The sequence below is a fragment of the Bacillus sp. SLBN-46 genome (genome assembly GCF_031453555.1).
Classification (GTDB): Bacteria; Bacillota; Bacilli; order Bacillales; family Cytobacillaceae; genus Neobacillus.
Genome location: NZ_JAVIZM010000001.1, coordinates 1416972 through 1436923 on the forward strand (window position 1 = coordinate 1416972; position 19952 = coordinate 1436923).

16 protein-coding genes, 1 pseudogene and 2 riboswitches are annotated in these 19952 nt (G+C 40.4%); all 17 genes and pseudogenes read left to right on the forward strand.

From position 1 onward, the window contains the following. Positions 1-145 precede the first annotated feature (145 nt). The 17 genes and pseudogenes from QFZ87_RS07120 (at position 146) to QFZ87_RS07200 (ending at position 19947) form a co-directional block, all read left to right on the forward strand. Positions 146-2327, forward strand: a pseudogene (locus tag QFZ87_RS07120) (malate synthase G). Positions 2328-2498: 171 nt separating this feature from the next. Next, positions 2499-3701, forward strand: coding sequence for an NAD(P)-dependent malic enzyme (locus tag QFZ87_RS07125; RefSeq protein ID WP_309859584.1), 1203 nt, complete (start codon positions 2499-2501; stop codon positions 3699-3701). A gap of 14 nt (positions 3702-3715) precedes the next feature. Further along, entirely contained in the window at positions 3716-4495 is a 780-nt protein-coding gene (locus QFZ87_RS07130) for a fumarylacetoacetate hydrolase family protein (RefSeq protein WP_309859588.1), read from the forward strand. A gap of 74 nt (positions 4496-4569) precedes the next feature. Continuing rightward, a complete protein-coding gene (locus QFZ87_RS07135) occupies positions 4570-5346 on the forward strand; it encodes an IclR family transcriptional regulator (protein WP_309859590.1) in 777 nt (258 codons plus the stop codon). A 413-nt stretch (positions 5347-5759) separates the two neighbouring features. Further along, a complete protein-coding gene (locus QFZ87_RS07140) occupies positions 5760-7454 on the forward strand; it encodes an L-lactate permease (RefSeq protein ID WP_309859594.1) in 1695 nt (564 codons plus the stop codon). 194 nt (positions 7455-7648) lie between these two features. Further along, complete coding sequence (locus QFZ87_RS07145) at positions 7649-8002, forward strand: SCP2 sterol-binding domain-containing protein (RefSeq protein ID WP_309859596.1); 354 nt, start codon at positions 7649-7651, stop codon at positions 8000-8002. Positions 8003-8078: 76 nt separating this feature from the next. Beyond that, a riboswitch (SAM riboswitch) is annotated at positions 8079-8181 on the forward strand. 65 nt (positions 8182-8246) lie between these two features. Further along, positions 8247-9563, forward strand: a complete 1317-nt coding sequence (locus tag QFZ87_RS07150; protein WP_309859599.1) for an O-acetylhomoserine aminocarboxypropyltransferase/cysteine synthase family protein — start codon at positions 8247-8249, stop codon at positions 9561-9563. Positions 9564-9699: 136 nt separating this feature from the next. After that, a riboswitch (SAM riboswitch) is annotated at positions 9700-9807 on the forward strand. Between the two features lie 162 nt (positions 9808-9969). Continuing rightward, on the forward strand, positions 9970-10995 hold the full coding sequence (locus QFZ87_RS07155) for a methionine ABC transporter ATP-binding protein (protein WP_309859602.1): 1026 nt from the start codon (positions 9970-9972) through the stop codon (positions 10993-10995). Then, positions 10988-11662, forward strand: a complete 675-nt coding sequence (locus tag QFZ87_RS07160) for a methionine ABC transporter permease (protein ID WP_309859604.1) — start codon at positions 10988-10990, stop codon at positions 11660-11662. The genes QFZ87_RS07155 and QFZ87_RS07160 overlap by 8 nt, the downstream gene beginning before the upstream one ends. A 20-nt stretch (positions 11663-11682) precedes the next feature. Then, positions 11683-12522 (forward strand): MetQ/NlpA family ABC transporter substrate-binding protein, encoded by an 840-nt coding sequence (locus QFZ87_RS07165; protein WP_309859606.1) that lies wholly within the window; start codon positions 11683-11685, stop codon positions 12520-12522. Positions 12523-12927: 405 nt separating this feature from the next. Continuing rightward, complete coding sequence (gene sufC / locus QFZ87_RS07170) at positions 12928-13713, forward strand: Fe-S cluster assembly ATPase SufC (RefSeq protein ID WP_308082628.1); 786 nt, start codon at positions 12928-12930, stop codon at positions 13711-13713. Positions 13714-13734: 21 nt separating this feature from the next. Continuing rightward, positions 13735-15045, forward strand: coding sequence for a Fe-S cluster assembly protein SufD (sufD, locus tag QFZ87_RS07175; RefSeq protein ID WP_309859610.1), 1311 nt, complete (start codon positions 13735-13737; stop codon positions 15043-15045). Further along, positions 15045-16274 carry a cysteine desulfurase gene (locus QFZ87_RS07180; RefSeq protein WP_309859613.1) on the forward strand — a complete coding sequence of 410 codons (1230 nt, stop codon included), beginning with the start codon at positions 15045-15047 and terminating at the stop codon, positions 16272-16274. Before sufD ends, QFZ87_RS07180 begins: the two co-directional genes overlap by 1 nt. Beyond that, positions 16264-16701 (forward strand): Fe-S cluster assembly sulfur transfer protein SufU, encoded by a 438-nt coding sequence (gene sufU / locus QFZ87_RS07185; protein WP_309859615.1) that lies wholly within the window; start codon positions 16264-16266, stop codon positions 16699-16701. The genes QFZ87_RS07180 and sufU overlap by 11 nt, the downstream gene beginning before the upstream one ends. A 61-nt stretch (positions 16702-16762) precedes the next feature. Continuing rightward, positions 16763-18160 carry a Fe-S cluster assembly protein SufB gene (gene sufB, locus QFZ87_RS07190; protein WP_309859616.1) on the forward strand — a complete coding sequence of 466 codons (1398 nt, stop codon included), beginning with the start codon at positions 16763-16765 and terminating at the stop codon, positions 18158-18160. 82 nt (positions 18161-18242) lie between these two features. Continuing rightward, positions 18243-19088 carry a DUF72 domain-containing protein gene (locus QFZ87_RS07195; RefSeq protein WP_309859618.1) on the forward strand — a complete coding sequence of 282 codons (846 nt, stop codon included), beginning with the start codon at positions 18243-18245 and terminating at the stop codon, positions 19086-19088. Positions 19089-19128: 40 nt separating this feature from the next. After that, positions 19129-19947 carry a sulfite exporter TauE/SafE family protein gene (locus QFZ87_RS07200; RefSeq protein ID WP_309859619.1) on the forward strand — a complete coding sequence of 273 codons (819 nt, stop codon included), beginning with the start codon at positions 19129-19131 and terminating at the stop codon, positions 19945-19947. Positions 19948-19952: the final 5 nt, after the last annotated feature.

Here is a 19952-nt window from a genome sequence, read left to right on the forward strand (position 1 = left end):
AATTATTATTGAAATACATTAGATAATCATGCTATTATTTTTTTAACAAATAACGAAACGGTGTTTCGTAATAACAAACAACATAGTTTACACAACATTTGCTCGAACTCACTGCTTTCAAAAGAACCTAAGGAGGAAAAGTACCATGACAAACTATGTAAAAAAAGGCAAACTTCAAGTGGCCCAGAAACTCTATGATTTTATTAATTCAGAAGCCCTTCCAGGCAGCGGCGTGGATCCTGAGCAGTTTTGGTCTGGTTTTGAAGCGTTAATCCACGATTTAACTCCTAAAAACAAGGAGCTATTAGCAACTCGTGATGATATTCAAAACAAACTTAATACATGGCACCGCGAAAACAATGAAAACTTTGACTTCAATGCGTATAAGTCATTTTTGACGGAGCTTGGCTATCTTGAACCTGAAGTAGAAGATTTTGAGATTGCTACTGCCAATGTGGACGATGAAATCACCTTACAGGCAGGTCCACAATTAGTTGTTCCGGTAAATAATGCCCGTTACGCGATTAACGCTGCCAACGCCCGTTGGGGAAGCCTTTATGATGCATTATACGGTACAGATGCAATCAGTGAAGAAGATGGTGCGAGTCGTGAGGGTAGGTACAATCCTGTACGTGGTGCAAAGGTAATCGATTTTGCCAGGGATTTTCTAGACAAAACTGCTCCATTAAAAGACGCCTCTCATAAGGACGCGGTTCGCTACATGATTTCAGAAGGCAAATTAAGCGTATCACTAAGCAACAGTACGTCGACAGGTTTGAAAGATGAAGAAAAGTTTGTCGGCTATAAGGGAAATCAGGAGGACCCATCAGCAGTACTGCTAAAAAATAACGGACTTCACTTTGAAATACAAATCGACCGCAATCATCCAATTGGCAGAACTGATGAGGCTGGCGTTAAAGATGTCCTTCTGGAAGCTGCTATTACAACCATTATGGACTGCGAAGATTCTGTAGCTGCGGTAGATGCTGAAGATAAAGTACTTGTATATCAAAACTGGCTAGGTCTTATGAAAGGAGACTTATCGGCCACGTTCACAAAAGGTAATAAATCGATGACACGCAAGCTCAATCAGGATCGCAGTTATGTATCACCTGGTGGTGAAGAAATAACTTTGAATGGCCGTTCCCTTCTTTTTGTCCGTAATGTAGGACATTTGATGACGAATAGCGCGATTTTGGATCAAAGCGGTGAAGAAATTCAGGAAGGGATTTTGGATGCAGTCATCACGAGCCTTGCTGCAAAACATACCCTTCTAGGAAATGGCCCATATCAAAACACAGCGAAGGGCTCTGTATATATCGTAAAACCCAAAATGCATGGATCGAAAGAGGTTGCTTTTGCAAATCTACTTTTTGACCGAGTGGAAGATTTGCTTGGACTAGAACGGAATACCTTGAAAATCGGTGTAATGGATGAGGAACGGAGAACCACTTTGAACTTGAAGGCATGTATTAAACAAGTTAAAGATCGGATTGTTTTCATTAATACCGGGTTCCTTGACAGAACAGGCGATGAAATTCATTCTTCTATGGAAGCTGGTCCGATGATTCGCAAAAATGATATGAAATCATCCAAATGGCTGCAGGGCTATGAACAGTTTAATGTTATAGCGGGACTGTCAAGCGGTTTTAAAGGTCGTGCGCAGATCGGTAAAGGAATGTGGGCAATGCCGGATTTAATGGAAGAAATGCTAAAGCAAAAAATCGGTCATGTAAAAACCGGAGCAAATACAGCATGGGTGCCATCTCCAACAGCTGCCACATTGCATGCGTTACACTACCATGAAGTGGATGTAAGAGAAGTACAGAATCAAAAGCTCAATCAGACAGGAGACTTCCGGGAAGATATTTTACAATTCCCAGTGGCGGAAAATCCTGCCTGGACTCCTGAGGAGGTCCAGGAAGAGCTTGATAACAATTGCCAAACTCTTCTAGGTTATGTTGTTCGTTGGGGTGGATCAGGGTGTTGGCTGTTCAAAAGTATTAGATATCAATAACGTGGGACTCATGGAAGATCGTGCAACATTACGTATTTCTAGCCAGCATCTGGCAAACTGGTTACACCATGGTATTTGCACGAAAGAGCAAGTTCTCGAAACGTTGCAACGCATGGCCAAAGTAGTAGATGAGCAAAATGCAGGAGATTCTTTATACCGATCTATGGCTCCAAATTATGACGCCTCGGTGGCATTCCAGGCTGCCTGCGATTTAATTTTCGAAGGCTATGATCAACCAAATGGCTATACTGAACCAATCCTTCACCGTAGACGTATTGAAGCAAAGGCTAAATTTGCGGTAAAACAATAATAATTCGAAAATTGGTATGATCATGTGGCTGACCCCTTTGCTTTTGAGTCAGCCTCTGGTTATACCCATACGTTTTAAATATTGGTGAAATGAAGAGAATGCATCAAGCCGAAAAACCACCAGTTTCACAATAGTCATCTTATTTGAAAAATGAATGGAGGCGTTGAGGCTATGCGAAACCTGCGGGATATGTCGCTGGAACTTCACAAGCGGTCACAGGGGAAAATAAATGTTAATGTAAAGGTTCCGGTGGAAAATGCACATGATTTAAGTTTAGCCTATTCACCGGGGGTAGCAGAGCCTTGTAAAGAAATCTATCAGAGTCCTGAAAAAGTCTATGACTATACCATTAAAGGAAATCTTGTAGCGGTCGTATCCGATGGATCAGCTGTTTTGGGACTCGGAAACATTGGTCCAGGTGCAGCCATGCCCGTTATGGAAGGAAAAGCAGCATTATTTAAGGCTTTTGCTGATGTTGATGCCTTCCCTATTTGCTTGAATACTAATGATGCGGAGCAAATCATCCAAACGGTGAAATTGCTCGAACCAACATTTGGCGGAATCAATCTTGAGGACATTTCCGCCCCTAACTGTTTCATTATAGAAGAGAGATTAAAGAAAGAAATGAATATACCAGTTTTTCATGATGATCAGCATGGCACGGCCATTGTCACAGCAGCAGGACTAATTAACGCACTGAAGGTTGTTGGCAAACGCCTTGAGGATACAAGGGTAGTAGTCAATGGCGCAGGTGCTGCAGGGATTGCCATCACAAAACTATTATTGAGTATGGGTGTATGTGACATCATTTTGTGTGACACAAAGGGCTCCATCTATAAGGGGCGCCACACTGGAATGAATTCCATGAAAGACTCTATAGCTGAAGTGACGAATAAAGGCAATATTCAGGGGCCTTTACATGAAGTAATTAAAGGAGCTGACGTGTTTATCGGTGTATCTGTTGCAGGGGCTGTGACGCAAGAGATGGTCATGTCAATGAACCAGGATGCGATCATTTTTGCAATGGCAAACCCCGTACCCGAAATCATGCCGGAAGAAGCCATTGAAGCTGGAGCTGCGGTGGTAGGTACAGGACGATCAGATTTGCCGAACCAGGTAAATAATGTACTTGCTTTCCCTGGCATTTTTAAAGGAGCCCTTAAGGTTCATGCTTCTGAAATTAATGAAGAAATGAAGTTGGCTGCAGTTTACGCTATAGCTAATCTAATCACGTTTGATGAACTTTCCTACGAATATGTGATTCCACATGCATTTGATAATAGAGTTGCAGAAGCAGTAACAATTGCAGTTGCGGAAGCTGCAATCAAGTCAGGAGTTGCCAGAAAGCAAATTGAACTAGAAAACATTGTTTGAGAGGGAGTGTTATAATGAAATTTACAAGATTTGCTCAAGGTTCGTCGATCTATGCAGGTGTGATTACAGAGAACGAAATCAGAGAAATTGAGGGAGATATTTTTGCAGATTGGGAGTACACAGGCAAGATATTCTCCACTGCTGACGTGACTTTACTTGCTCCTTTACAGCCAAACCAAATCATTGGAATTGGAGCAAATTACGTATCCAAGCTTGAAGACCTTCCTTCTGAGCTTCCGGAAATCCCAGTCTTTTTCTTTAAACCAACCTCATCTGTCATTGGACCTGAAGAAGAAATAATCATTCCGAAAAGTATAGAGAAGGTTAAGTTTGAATCTGAATTAGCGATTGTCATTGGAAAAGAGGCAAAAAATGTACCTGAATCAGAAGTGCTTGATTACGTGTTTGGGTATACAGTTGGAAACGACGTAACGGCGCCTCAATTTTTTCATCAGGACGGTCATTGGACAATCGGTAAATCCTTTGACACATTCACACCGCTAGGCCCTGTTATTGAAACAGAACTGGATCCATTTGCCGTGAAGGTTGAAGCTAAACTCAATGGAATTGAAAAACAAAATAGTGAAACCGAACTAATGATTATTCCAATCAGAAGAATGGTATCTTATCTTACAAATGTGATGACTCTTAAGCCGGGGGATGTAATCCTGACAGGCAGTCCAGTTGGAGCAGAGTTTGTAGGTGCCGGAGATGTGATAGAATGCGAAATTAAAGGGATTGGAACTTTACGCAATGCATTTGTAATTGCAAAAGAGCATGCAAACACTTATTAATGCCCTGCCATGCCCGGTAAAAATTTATGCTATAATGTAAGCTATTATGGTCAGCAATTTCGAGGTGAACGATTGTGGAAAGAGAGAATATGGTTAAATCTGTAAGCCGGGCATTGGACATTATTACTCTGGTTAGTTTAAAAAAGGGTGGCTTGGGTGTTACAGAGATTGCGAAACAAATAGATATTAATAAAAGCTCTGTTTACCGAATCCTTTCAACACTTGTCCAGTATGGATATGTAGAGCAGGATGAGGATACAGGCCGCTATAAGCTTGGTTATAAATTTTTAGAAATCAGTTCAAAGCTGCTAGAATCCATTGATCTAAGGGCAGAGGCAAAGCCTTTTCTACAACAATTGGAAAATGAAACCAATGAAGTCATCCATCTTGTTGTTTATGATCAGGGAGAAGTGGTTTATATAGAAAAGTTAGAAGGAAATGAAACGTTACGGATGCATTCTAAAGTAGGCAAACGGGCTCCAATGCATTGTACCTCAGTTGGGAAAGCGATCCTTGCCTTTCTTCCTACTAGTGTTGTAATGGATATTCTTGAACGTAAAGGAATGGCTTTGCACACAGAGAAAACAATCACCAATAAAGAGGATTTTATACGGGAATTGGCGGATGTGAAGCGGAATGGTTACGCTTTAGATCTAGAAGAAAATGAATATGGAATCACTTGCATTGCCGTTCCCATCTTTGACCATTTAGGCAAAGTTATTGCAGCAGCCAGTATCTCTGGACCGACGATGAGAATGACGGATGAACGAATGAAACTTCTTCAGTCACGAATGCTGCACATCGGTAAACAAATATCAGCAAGACTTGGTTTTGAAAGTAGAATCAGTTAAGGGGAAAAAACATTTGTCCAGTATAGATATATTGGGCAAATGTTTTTTTATTTTTATACACATAATTTTCGGAAAATTATTGAAATTCAGACGAAAATTTGTATAATTAAGTGTAAGATAAAGCGGTGTTATACAACAAAAATAATTATTGTTATATAACAATGTTTCGTCCTCTGCAACAATTTCAAACGTTGTTTCTTAATGAGAAACGGAGAGGGGGTAAGGTTTCAGATTATAAATTAATAAGAGGTTACCATGCTTTTTAAAGTAATCATTTTTATTAACTTACATATTTATCAGTCATCATAGTGCCTATTTATCTGTTCTATCAGAAACATTAAATCAATGTTTCTGTAAGAGGGAACATCGACTGTTCCGTAGAAACATAATATTTCTATTATGGGGGATTAACTATGACATTCACACAAAATTTTACAGCGGTTCAGGACAGTTTGGCCTTGTCCGCTTTGGTAGCACTTATACCAATTTTATATTTTTTCTGGGCCTTAGCCGTTAAACGTATGAAGGGCTATTTGGCTGGATTAACGACATTGCTAATTGCTTTAGTACTAGCAGTCGTAGCTTTTAAGATGCCAGCTCAAATGGCAGTCATGTCTGCAACACAGGGTGCTGTTTATGGCATATTGCCAATTGGCTGGATCATTATTACATCGGTTTTCCTTTACAAATTAACCGTAAAGACAGGTCAATTCGATATAATCCGTAATTCTGTCGTTTCACTCACAGAGGACAGACGTCTTCAAGCACTTTTGGTAGCGTTCTCATTCGGGGCCTTCCTTGAGGGGGCAGCGGGTTTTGGCGCTCCGGTTGCGATTTCGGCAGCGCTTCTTGTTGGTCTTGGATTTAATCCTCTTTATGCTGCTGGGCTCTGTTTAATTGCCAATACTGCGCCTGTTGCATTTGGTGCAATCGGTACTCCAATCATTGCGGTTGAAGGTCCTACTGGAATTTCGGCAATAGAAATTTCCAAAATGGTTGGCCGTCAATTACCATTTTTATCATTATTTATACCGTTTTATTTAGTTGTAATCATGGCTGGATTCAAGAAAGCAATAGAAATTATGCCGGCAATTTTGATTACAGGTATTTCTTTCGCGGTGACTCAATACTTAAGCTCTAACTTCCTTGGTCCAGAACTTCCAGATATTTTATCTGCACTGGTTTCATTATTTACCTTAACGATCTTCTTGAAATTTTGGAAACCGAAAACTATTTTCCGATTTTCAGCGGAACAAGAAATGGCTGCTGCCCTTACCGCAAAAGCACCTAATAATCAGCAGGTAAAATATACTGGCGGCCAAATTTTTAAAGCCTGGTCACCATTTCTTGTATTAACCGCGTTTATTACAATTTGGGGGATTCCAACAATCAAGCTTGCTTTGACAGGACATTATGAAGGATCAAACGTTATTTTAAAAGCCGTCAACTCTTTAGGTCACGCGTTAACATTGTTACCTGAAGTACCCTTATTAAGTAATAAAGTCATTAACTCTGCTGGAGTTCCAGTTCCTGCTATTTATAAACTTGAAATCTTAGGCGCAGCCGGTACATCGGTTCTACTTGCAGCTGCGGTAACGAAGTTTATCGTTAAAATTTCATGGAAGGAATGGGTCGCAACCTTCGGGGAAACGCTTAATGAACTGAAGTACCCAATCATTACAATCGGTTCAGTGGTCGGGTTTGCCTATGTTACAAACGCATCAGGGATGAGTACGACACTCGGAATGACGCTTGCAAAAACAGATGTGCTATTTTCCTTCTTCTCTCCAGTACTCGGATGGTTGGGTGTGTTTATCACAGGTTCTGATACTTCATCAAACTTATTGTTCGGGAACATGCAAAAGATTACTGCGCAGTCCCTTGGTATGGATCCGATTTTAGCAATCGCTGCAAACTCTTCAGGCGGGGTAACCGGAAAAATGATTTCTCCACAATCTATTGCTGTAGCCTGTGCAGCAGTGGGGCTTGCTGGAAAAGAATCCGACTTGTTCCGCTTTACATTTAAACATAGTATTGTGTTGGTTGTTTTAATCGGAATTTTGACATTCCTGCAAAATAGTAGTCTGTTGAATTGGATGGTACCATAAAAAGTTAAACAAAATCAGTTGTGATTAAGGCTACCTTTATTTTTGGTGGCCTTTTTTCTAATAGTGCTTAAATCCGACATATTTCTCAGGAAATTTTGCCTATCATCTCAAATATTGTCGAGCAATTATAAAAGGGTTTCCCATAAACTTTGCGGAATAGTTAAGGTATACGCGTGTAGACCGGAGTGGTAAAAATGATCGAAGCTATCCAAAAATTCCTGGTAAAAATGCAGCAGCAGGGGCATGTCTATCCTCTAATCCACCAAGCGGAGGTACATGTAAATCTACGTTGCGAGCAGGAAGTAGTGCAGTTAGTGATAAAAAACGGTGCAGTATTTATTCTTCAAAACCCAATGGAGCAACAGAGCGCCTACGAGATTAGCGGAAGTGAAGCTGCAATGAAACAATTAATTGAAGGAACAAGCCGATTACGGGTGCTTGAACAAAAAGGGGAAATGAAAGTAAATACTTCTTTACGAATCGCATTATTACTGGAGTCCCTTTTTTACCTAACAAAAGCACAGGAAGATTTTGCAAAAATCATTTAAAAAGCATTGACTTCAAAAGGGACATCATGTAATGTATTATTTAAATATTCTATCAATTAAAACAATCACATAAACATTCTTATCTAGAGTGGCGGAGGGACTGGCCCTTTGAAGCCCGGCAACCGGTTTATACACGGTGCTAAATCCAGCAGAGCATAAAAAGCTCTGAAAGATAAGAAGAGAGCCCCCCTCTTCTTATGAAGCGGGGGTTTTTGTTTATGTTGTTAAGGGAGGAAATAGGAAAATGGGAGAAAATCAAAAGAAGTATCGCTTTGAAACTTTAAGTGTTCATGGAGGATTGGCTCCAGATCCAGTAACAGGAGCTCGTGCCGTTCCCATCTATCAAAACAATGCCTATCAATTCAAAAATACTGAACATGCAGCAAACCTATTTAGTTTAGCAGAACCAGGGTACATATACACCCGTATTCATAATCCTACTACAACCGTATTTGAAGAGAGAGTAGCCCTGCTAGAAGGCGGTGTGGGAGCCCTGGCCGTTGCAAGCGGTATGGCAGCAATTACCCTCGCCATTCTTAATGTGGCTGAGGCAGGAGATGAGATTGTTGCTGCTTCCAACCTCTACGGTGGAACCTATAATTTATTCGCAGTGACCCTTCCAAAGTACGGAATTAACGTTAAATTTGTAGACTCGGACAATCCGGAGAACTTTCGAGCAGCGATTACACCTAGAACAAAGGCAGTTTTTGCAGAAACAATCGGGAACCCAAGCTTACGTGTGTTAGACATTGAAAAAGTGGCAGATATTGCTCATGAGGCTGGCGTCCCACTAATAATCGACAACACCTTTGCCACACCATACTTGTGCAGACCGATTGAGTACGGGGCAGACATTGTTGTGCACTCGGCAACAAAGTGGTTATTAGGTAATGGGACATCAACGGGAGGCATAATTGTTGATGGTGGAAAGTTTGACTGGAACTCTTCTAGATTCCCTGGCTTTACGACTCCGGATGCAAGCTACCATGATCTTGTCTATGCAGAAGCATTGGGCGCTGTAGCGTATATTGTAAAGGCACGTGTACAGTTATTGCGTGACCTCGGTCCGGCACTGAGCCCGCAAAATTCATTCCAATTTACACTAGGCCTTGAAACCCTGCATGTTCGGATGAAAGAGCATGTAGCCAATACGAAAACGATTGTGGACTATTTATTAAACCACCCAGCGGTAGAATGGGTATCCTATCCGGGGCATCCATCACATCCGGACTATGAATTAGCGAAAAAATATTTACCTAAAGGTGCGGGATCCATGGTTGTTTTTGGAATTAAAGGTGGGAAGGAAGCAGGAGCGAAGCTCATTGATTCTCTATCCTTATGGGCACATGTGGCCAATGTTGGCGATTCAAAAAGTCTAATCATTCACCCAGCTAGTACTACCCATCAGCAATTAGATGCAGAGGGGTTGAAGGCAGCAGGTGTATCAGAAGATTTAATCCGTCTCTCTATTGGGATTGAAAATGTTGAAGACTTAATTGATGATCTCGAATCTGCGATTGAGACAGCAACGGGACTGGCATCTGTCAAAGCAAATGCCTAAAATTTACCTTAACCGATAAGTAAGAATTAATAGATTTTTTTATTGACACCTTTTTTTATCCATGATACGATAGCTTTCGTACTAAAATAACTACTTAAATTGACTAACGTGTTAATTGAATATAGAATGCTGTAAGCTCTTATCAAGAGAGGTGGAGGGATGTGCCCGATGAAGCCCGGCAACCGTCAATGTTACATTGAAATGGTGCCAATTCACACAAAGCGTTTGCTTTGGGAGATGGGAGAAAGGTCTATTTTACTAATGCCTTTCTGCCCGTGCAGAAAGGCTTTTTATTTTTCTAAAATAGAATCTTTTCCGGTAAACAGTCAAATTCTATAGGTGAATGTCAGGTTATAGTAGATTCTTTCTGAATTTTAGGTAAATAGGATAGAAGCGGGTGATTCAAATGATTTCAATAAAAAACGTCCGTAAGATTTTTCCTTCCAAACAAGGCCAGCTAAAAGCGGTCGATGACGTGAATTTAGAAATTCAAGAAGGGGAAATTTTCGGAGTCATAGGATATAGTGGTGCCGGAAAAAGTACGTTAATTCGAATGCTTAATGGGTTGGAGCTACCAACCGATGGATCAGTCACAGTGGCTGGTCGTGTCATTTCAAAGATTAAGGGAAGTGAACTTCGTAAAGCACGTCAAGAAATCAGTATGATTTTTCAACATTTCAACTTACTTTGGTCAAGAACAGTAAGTGAAAATATTGCTTTCCCACTGGAAATTGCAGGTATAAAGGGACCGGAAAGACAGAAAAGAGTCAATGAGCTCATCAAACTCGTCGGCCTTGAGGGACGTGAAAACGCCTATCCTTCACAACTGAGTGGGGGACAAAAACAGCGTGTAGGGATTGCGAGAGCTCTTGCTAATAACCCAAAGGTTTTACTTTGTGACGAAGCAACTTCAGCATTGGACCCACAGACAACCGATTCCATTTTGGATTTATTAGTCGATATTAACAAGCGACTAGGTCTGACCATTGTGTTGATTACGCATGAAATGCATGTTATTCGAAAAATTTGCCACCGGGTTGCTGTCATGGAAAGCGGCCGTGTAGTTGAGCTAGGTTCCGTATTGGATGTGTTCCGTAATCCGCAACAGCAAATCACAAAACGATTTGTTCAGCAGGTGACAGAGCCTGAAGAAACAAAAGAAACAGCGGAACACTTGCTGGCACGGTATCATTCCGGTCAGGTCGTTCAATTGACCTTCATTGGTGAGTCAGCTGAGCAGCCGCTCATCACCAATTTAATTAGACACCATGAGGTTACAGTAAATATCCTGCAGGGGAAAATTTCGCAAACACAAAGTGGTTCATATGGAACTCTCTTTATTCATCTTGATGGTGACGACAAAGAAGTGAACAAAGCGATAGACTTTATTCGTTCCCAGCAGGTTGGTTTGGAGGTGGTAACAAATGAATAATAGTGGAAAATATTTTGAAAATGTCGATTGGCTCATGATGTGGGATGCAACGAAAGACACCGTTTATATGACAGCTATTTCGGTTCTCGTTACCTTTATCTTAGGGACATTCTTAGGCTTACTTCTTTTCCTAACAACGAAAGGTAATCTTTGGGAAAATAAACCGATTAATACGATTATTAGTGGAATCGTTAATATTTTTCGTTCCATTCCGTTCATCATTTTAATTGTATTATTAATTCCGTTCACCACCTTCCTATTAGGAACGATGATCGGAGAAGATGCGGCCTTACCAGCACTAATCATTGGGGCTGCTCCCTTTTATGCTAGGATGGTGGAGATCGGTCTTCGGGAAATTAATAAAGGTGTTATTGAAGCCGCTAAATCAATGGGAGCAACAACAAGCACGATTATTTGGAAGGTGCTACTACCAGAATCCATGCCAGCGCTCATTTCAGGTATTACCGTTACAGCTATTGCTCTTGTGGGTTACACAGCAATGGCAGGAGCGATTGGTGCAGGTGGATTAGGAAACCTTGCCTACAACTATGGTTTCCAACGAAATCAAAATGACGTCACATTTGTCGCTACCGTCATCATTTTAATTATTGTGTTTATCATTCAGTTAATTGGTGATCTCATCACTTCAAAATTAGATAAAAGATAAAAATAAAAGGAGAGTTCAACATGAAAAAATGGTTATCCGTTTTACTAGCTTTAACATTAGCCCTAGCTCTTGCAGCTTGCGGTAAATCAGAAGAAAAATCAGAGGGTACTTCAGAAAAGGGCGGCACTACTAAATTAGTAGTTGGGGCTTCAACTGTGCCACACGCTGAAATTTTAGAACAAGCAAAACCGTTATTAAAAGAAAAAGGAATCGACCTTGAAATCACAACTTTCACTGACTATGTTTTACCAAACAAAGCATTGGCTTCAAAAGAATTAGATGCAAACTACTTCCAGCACATCCCTTACTTAGAATCACAAAACAAAGAATTTAACTACGGATTTGTTAACGCTGGCGGCATTCACATCGAGCCAATCGGTGTCTACTCTAAAAAATATAAGAAGTTAAGTGATCTTCCAAAGGGTGCTCACTTAATCATGAGTAACTCTGTAGCTGACCATGGCCGTCTACTTTCTTTACTAGAAGCACAAGGCTTAATCAAGTTAAAAGAAGGCATTGATAAAACAAAAGCAGAATTAAAAGACGTAGTAGAGAATCCAAAGAACCTAAAATTTGATGCAAACTATGAAGCCAAGCTTTTACCACAGATCTTCAATAATGGTGAAGGTGATGCAGTATTGATCAACTCTAACTACGCAATTGATGCAGGATTAAACCCGGTTAAGGATTCTATTGCAATTGAAGACAAAGAATCACCATATGTAAACGTCATTGCCGTTCGTAAAGGTGACGAGAATAAAGAGGCAATCAAAGCTCTAGTAGAAGTCCTTCATTCAAAAGAAATCCAAGACTTCATCCTTGAAAAATACAAAGGTGCAGTTGTACCTGTTTCTGAATAAAAAACGTTCACTTTATAAATAGGAAGAAAATAGTAAAAGTCAGTGAGCTATTCACTGGCTTTTGCTATTTCTGAAGTCATACATGAAACGTTAGGATTGGGTAAAAATAGAAGAGAGATTACACCCAAATTCACTTGGCAAAAGTTGAAAAAATAAGGTATGATTTTAATCGAGTGTATTTTTACATAAATGGATATAAGAATTTTTTTTCAGAAAATTCTTTAAAAAACACTTCATATTCTCAATTAGCAATTACTTAATGAAAATAGAGGTACTGTTTTTACTGTTTAGGAGTTGCTAATACATTTCATTTGTTATAAGATTGTAATGAGAATAAAATGAGAATAGAGTTATAGACCTAACACGGTCTGCAAGATACAACACTTTCTTTTCGGAGGTATAGATATGGCTGGATCAACTTTAACGATCAAAGATTTACATGTAGGAATTGATGGGAAAGAAATTTTAAAAGGTGTTAACCTTGAAGTAAAAGGTGGAGAAATCCACGCAATTATGGGTCCTAACGGAACTGGTAAATCCACTTTATCATCTGCAATCATGGGCCACCCTAAATATGAAGTAACTAGTGGTAACATTACTTTAGATGGACAAAATGTACTTGAAATGGAAGTAGATGAGCGCGCTCGTGCAGGTCTATTCTTAGCAATGCAATATCCAAGTGAAATCAACGGCGTAACCAATGCCGATTTTTTACGTTCAGCATTAAATAGCCGCCTAGGTGAAGGTAATGAAATTTCTCTAATGAAATTCATCCGTAAGATGGATAAGCAAATGGAATTCCTTGAAATGGACCTTGATATGGCGCAACGCTACTTAAATGAAGGTTTCTCTGGTGGAGAGAAAAAGCGTAATGAAATCTTACAGTTAATGATGTTAGAACCAAAAATCGCGATTCTGGATGAAATTGACTCAGGTCTAGATATTGACGCATTAAAAGTTGTTTCAAAAGGAATCAATGAAATGCGCGGCGAAGAATTCGGATGCCTAGTTATTACTCACTATCAACGTCTTTTAGACTATATCACTCCTGACTATGTGCACGTTATGATGCAGGGCCGTATTGTGAAATCAGGCGGACCAGAGCTAGCACAACGCTTAGAAGCAGAAGGGTATGACTGGATCAAGCAAGAGCTTGGAATTGAAGATGAAACAGTTGGGCAAGAAGCGTAAGATAGTGTTAGGAGGATTACAATGACAACAGAAACAAAATTACCATTTGATAAGGGTTTTGTAAGCTCCTTTTCGAAAGAAATGAACGAGCCTGCTTGGTTTGAAGAGTTCCGTCTCAAAGCATTAGAGAGTTTTGAACAACTGCCAATGCCAAGACCTGATAAAACAAAAATAGATAAATGGAATTTCACTCAATTCAATCAACATACTGTTAAAAGTGCTGCTTATTCTTCTCTTGATGAATTACCGGAGGAAGTAAAAGCTTTAGTTGATTTGGAAGCAGCTGATAAGAATCTATATATTCAACGTAATCAAACCCCTGCTTTTTTATCTTTATCAGAAGATCTAAAAAGTAAGGGTGTTATCTTTACAGACATTTTCACAGCCGCTAGAGAGCATGGCGAGCTTTTGAAAAAGTATTATATGACTCAAGCGATTAATGCTGACGAACACCGTCTTACTGCCCTTCATACGGCACTTGTGAACGGTGGAGTTTTCTTATATGTTCCAAAGAACGTAGTCATCTCTCAACCTATTCAAGCGGTTTACGTTCACGACCACGCAGAGGCTAATCTTTTTAACCATGTTATCGTGGTAGCAGAAGATAACAGCTCTGTCACATATGTTGAAAACTATATTTCAACGATTGATGCTTCTAATTCTGTGGTAAACATTCTTTCAGAGGTTATCGCAAATAACAATGCGAAGGTTGTATATGGTGCAGTGGATTACCTTGCAAAAGGAACAACTACCTATGTGAACCGTCGCGGTGTTGCTGGAAGAGATGCACGTATTGAGTGGGCATTAGGGTTAATGAACGAAGGAAACACTATTTCTGAGAACACAACCAACCTAATTGGTGATGGGTCCTATGGTGATACAAAAACAGTTGTCGTTGGACGTGGAGAGCAAACACAAAACTTTACGACAAAGGTTGTTCACTTTGGGAAAAACAGCGAAGGGTACATCTTAAAGCATGGTGTCATGAAGGATAGTGCGACTTCCATCTTTAATGGGATTGGAAAAATCGAGCATGGCGCTTCTAAATCAAATGCCGAGCAAGAATCACGCGTATTAATGCTTAGCGAAAAAGCGCGCGGAGATGCCAACCCAATTCTTTTAATTGATGAAGATGATGTAACAGCAGGTCATGCTGCATCTGTCGGCCGAGTGGATAAAGTACAGCTTTACTACTTAATGAGCCGCGGAATTCAAAAGCAAGAAGCAGAGCGCCTTATCATTCATGGCTTCCTTGCACCAGTTGTTAACCAGCTTCCGATAGAAGGAGTAAAGAAACAACTGACTGAAGTGATCGAAAGGAAAGTACGCTAATGAATATCCAGGATATTCGCAAACAGTTTCCGATCCTAGATCAAGAGGTGAACGGCCAGCCGTTGGTGTATCTCGATAGTTCAGCTACATCACAGAAGCCGCTTCAAGTGATCGAGGCAGTTGATAAATATTACCGTGAAATCAATTCCAATGTCCACCGTGGTGTGCATACATTAGGAACAAGAGCTACTGATGCATACGAAGGGGCAAGAGAAAAGGTTCGCAAATTTATCAATGCAAAATCGATTCAGGAAGTTATTTTTACAAGAGGAACAACGACTTCTATTAATACAGTGGCAGCAAGCTATGCAGCCGCTAATCTTAAAGAAGGCGATGAAATCGTTATAACTTATATGGAGCACCACAGCAATATTATCCCATGGCAGCAAGTGGCCAGACGGACAGGTGCCCAGTTAAAATACATTCCTCTCCAAGAGGATGGAACCATCTCACTTGATGATGTACGTGCAACCATTACAGCGAACACAAAGGTTGTTTCTGTGATGCAAGTATCGAATGTACTTGGCGTTATTAATCCGGTGAAAGAGATTGCACAAATTGCACATGAAAATGGTGCGATTATGGTAGTAGATGGTGCGCAGAGTGCTCCGCATATGAAAATTGATGTTCAGGATTTGGATTGCGATTTCCTCGCATTCTCTGGACACAAAATGTGTGCTCCTACTGGTATCGGTGTTCTTTATGGAAAGAAACATTTACTAGAAAACATGGAGCCGATTGAATTTGGTGGTGAAATGATTGATTTCGTGCAATTGCAGGAATCAACGTGGAAAGAGCTTCCGTGGAAATTTGAAGGCGGTACGCCAATTATTGCGGGTGCGATTGGTCTTGGAGCTGCAATCGACTTTTTAACTGAAGTAGGCTTAGAGAATATTGCTGAGCACGAACATAAGCTTGCTGCTTATGCCTTAGATAAAATGTCTGCAGTTGAAGGTATGACGATTTATGGCCCGCTTGATGCGGCAAAGCGCGCAGGACTTATAACATTTAATTTAAACGATGTTCATCCACACGATGTAGCAACCGTATTAGATGCAGAAGGTATTGCTGTCCGTGCAGGACATCATTGTGCACAGCCGTTGATGAGGTGGCTTAAGGCTTCCGCAACTGCTCGTGCTAGCTTCTATTTATATAATACTGAAGAGGATATTGATAAACTCGTTGAAGGGCTTGTCAAAACAAAGGAGTATTTCAGCGATGTCTTCTAATAATTTAGATTCACTTTACCGTCAAGTCATTATGGACCATTATAAAAATCCTCGAAACCGTGGTGTGTTGGAGGATGGAAGCCATACGATTAATATGAATAACCCTACTTGTGGAGACCGCATTCAATTGAGCCTTAAGGTGGAAAATGGAATTGTGGTTGACGCGAAGCAAGAAGGGGAAGGCTGTTCGATTTCCATGTCATCGGCTTCGATGATGACTCAAGCAATTAAAGGGAAAAAAATCGATGAGGCTTTAAAAATGTCAAAAATCTTCTCTGATATGATGCAAGGGAAAGAGTATGATGAAGACCTTGATTTAGGTGATATTGAGGCCCTTCAAGGGGTTGCCAAGTTTCCAGCCCGCATTAAATGTGCCACGTTAGCGTGGAAGGCAATGGAAAAAGGATTGAAGGAAGAAGAAGAATAACAATAAACGATACTGGGCAGCTACACGGCCCTTTTCGTTTAAGAAATGGAGGAAGACGACGATGGCGAAAAAAATGCCGGAAATCGGTGATTATAAATATGGTTTTGCCGATAAAGACGTTTCCATATTCCGATCAAAACGCGGTTTAACAGATGATATAGTAAAAGAAATTTCTAAGTTGAAGAACGAACCACAATGGATGTTAGACTTCCGTTTGAAGTCGCTTGAGCATTTTTACAAAATGCCAATGCCACAATGGGGCGGCGATATGGCTTCTTTAAACTTTGATGAAATTACGTATTATGTAAAACCATCGGAGAAATCTGAGAAGTCATGGGATGAAGTACCTGAAGAAATCAAGGCTACTTTTGATAAACTAGGAATTCCTGAAGCAGAGCAAAAGTATCTAGCTGGTGTATCTGCACAGTATGAATCTGAAGTTGTTTATCACAACATGAAGGTGGAACTTGAAGATTTAGGAATCGTCTTTAAAGATACCGATTCCGCTTTAAGAGAAAATGAAGATATTTTCCGCGAACACTTTGGAAAAACAATTCCGCCAACAGACAACAAGTTCGCTGCACTTAACTCTGCTGTATGGTCAGGGGGCTCATTTATCTATGTACCACCAGGTGTGAAAGTGGATACTCCTTTACAGGCTTACTTCCGCATTAACTCTGAAAACATGGGTCAATTTGAACGTACCTTAATCATTGTAGATGAAGGTGCACATGTGCATTACGTTGAGGGTTGTACTGCACCAGTCTATACAACTAACTCCCTGCACAGTGCAGTGGTTGAGATTGTTATTAAAAAAGATGCTTATTGCCGTTATACAACGATTCAAAACTGGGCTAACAACGTGTTCAACCTAGTTACGAAGCGTGCGGTTTGTGAAGCAAACGCAACAATGGAATGGATTGACGGAAATATCGGTTCTAAGTTAACAATGAAATACCCAGCCGTTATTTTAAAAGGTGAAGGTGCTCGTGGTTTGACTTTATCTATTGCGATTGCAGGTAAAGGTCAGCATCAGGATGCTGGTGCAAAAATGATTCATTTAGCACCAAACACTTCTTCAACAATCGTTTCCAAGTCCATTTCTAAGCATGGCGGTAAAGTAACCTACCGCGGTCAGGTTCACTTCGGACGTAAGGCAGACGGTGCCCGTTCTAATATCGAATGTGATACATTAATTATGGATAACAAGTCGACATCAGATACGATTCCTTACAATGAGATATTAAACGATAACATTTCACTTGAGCACGAAGCGAAGGTTTCTAAAGTATCAGAAGAACAGCTTTTCTACTTGATGAGCCGTGGTATTTCTGAACAGGAAGCTACTGAAATGATCGTTATGGGCTTCATTGAGCCATTTACAAAGGAATTACCAATGGAATATGCCGTTGAAATGAACCGTCTGATCAAGTTTGAGATGGAAGGTTCCATCGGTTAATATTTTTACAAAAGAAACCCGCCCCGCTGGCTATAGCAGGCGGGTTTTTGTATGCTATTATTAATAACTGGGGGTGAACGAATTGATCTATATCGGTGTCACAGGCTGGGGAGACCATGACAGCCTATATCCAAGTGGAACTTCCTCAAGGGACAAATTAAAGCACTATGCGGGCCATTTTCCAATCGTAGAGGTAGACTCTGCATTTTATGCAATTCAGCCCAAACGAAATGCAGAAAAGTGGGTGCAAGAAACGCCAGAAAGCTTCCAGTTTATCGTTAAAGCCTACCAAGGTATGACGGGGCATATGCGTGGAGAGATTCCCTTTGAAAGCAAACAAGCGATGTTTTTCGCATTTAAAGACTCCTTACAGCCATACATAGAAAAAAATAAATTAGCCATGGTCCTGTTTCAATTTCCACCGTGGTTCAGTTGCAAACGTGAAAATGTTGACTACTTACGATGGTGTAAACAAGAAATGGATGAGGTCCCTTGTGCATTAGAATTCAGGCACCAATCCTGGTTTGCTCCCCCTTATATACAAAAAACGCTTGATTTTATGAAACAGGAGAACTGGATTCATAGTATTTGTGACGAACCACAGTCTGGTGAAGGTTCCATTCCCACCGTTTTAACGGCTGTAGACCATCAAAGGGTTCTGGTGAGATTCCATGGTCGCAATGTTCATGGCTGGCAAAAAAGGAATGCAGAAAATTGGCGTGAGGTACGCTATCTGTATCGATATAACCAAAAAGAATTAGAGGAATGGCGCGACTCGATAGTAAAGCTGTCGGAAGAGACTGAACATGTCTATCTTTTGTTTAATAACAACTCTGGCGGAGATGCAGCGGATAACGCGAAGGATATGATGAATCTTTTAGACATAGAATACGAAGGACTAGCCCCAAGGCAATTGGATTTATTCTAGCAACTTAAGGCATCACACAGAAAAGTAGAAGGTGAAAGTAATGGAATGGATTGTTTTAGTTATAGTTGGGCTGATTGCAAGCTCTTTAGGGTCACTCATTGGTATGGGAGGGGGAATTATCGTTGTTCCTGCTTTACTATACTTAGCCACACTGCCTGAATTCAGTCACCTCACCCCGCAGGTTGTGGTTGGCACCTCCCTTTTTACAATGATTTTTACGGGTCTTTCATCCACACTTGCCTATATGAAAATTAAGACCGTGGATTATAAGAGTGGATTCATTTTCCTTATTGGAAGTGGTCCAGGTAGTATTTTAGGTGCCTGGATTACTGAAAAGCTCGATTTGCATTCATTTAATCTTTATTTCGGATTATTTATTATTTTTGTTTCCTTTGTTTTACTGGTAAAGGATAAATTGAAGCCTATTCCTTTTCGGAAAGATAAGGGAGTTGTCCGTCAATTTACCGATAACATTGGGAGAAACTTCGAATATGGTTTTAGCCCGATAATAGCGGTTCTCATTTCCTTTGTAGTTGGATTTTTATCGGGGATTTTTGGAATAGGCGGCGGCTCTTTGATGGTACCAACGATGATTATTCTTTTCTTTTTCCCACCGCATGTAGCTGTAGCCACATCTATGTTCATGATTTTACCGACAGCTATCTTAAGTTCGATTACTCATATTGCTTTAGGTAATGTGAATTGGCTGTATGCATTAGCATTAGTACCTGGTGCTTGGATGGGAGCAAAAGTAGGAGTATTATTAAATACAAAGCTAAAAAGCAAAACGATTGTCTGGATAATCAGAATAATCCTTATTATTGTCGGTATACGATTAATCTATCAAGGGATAGGGTAAGGTGA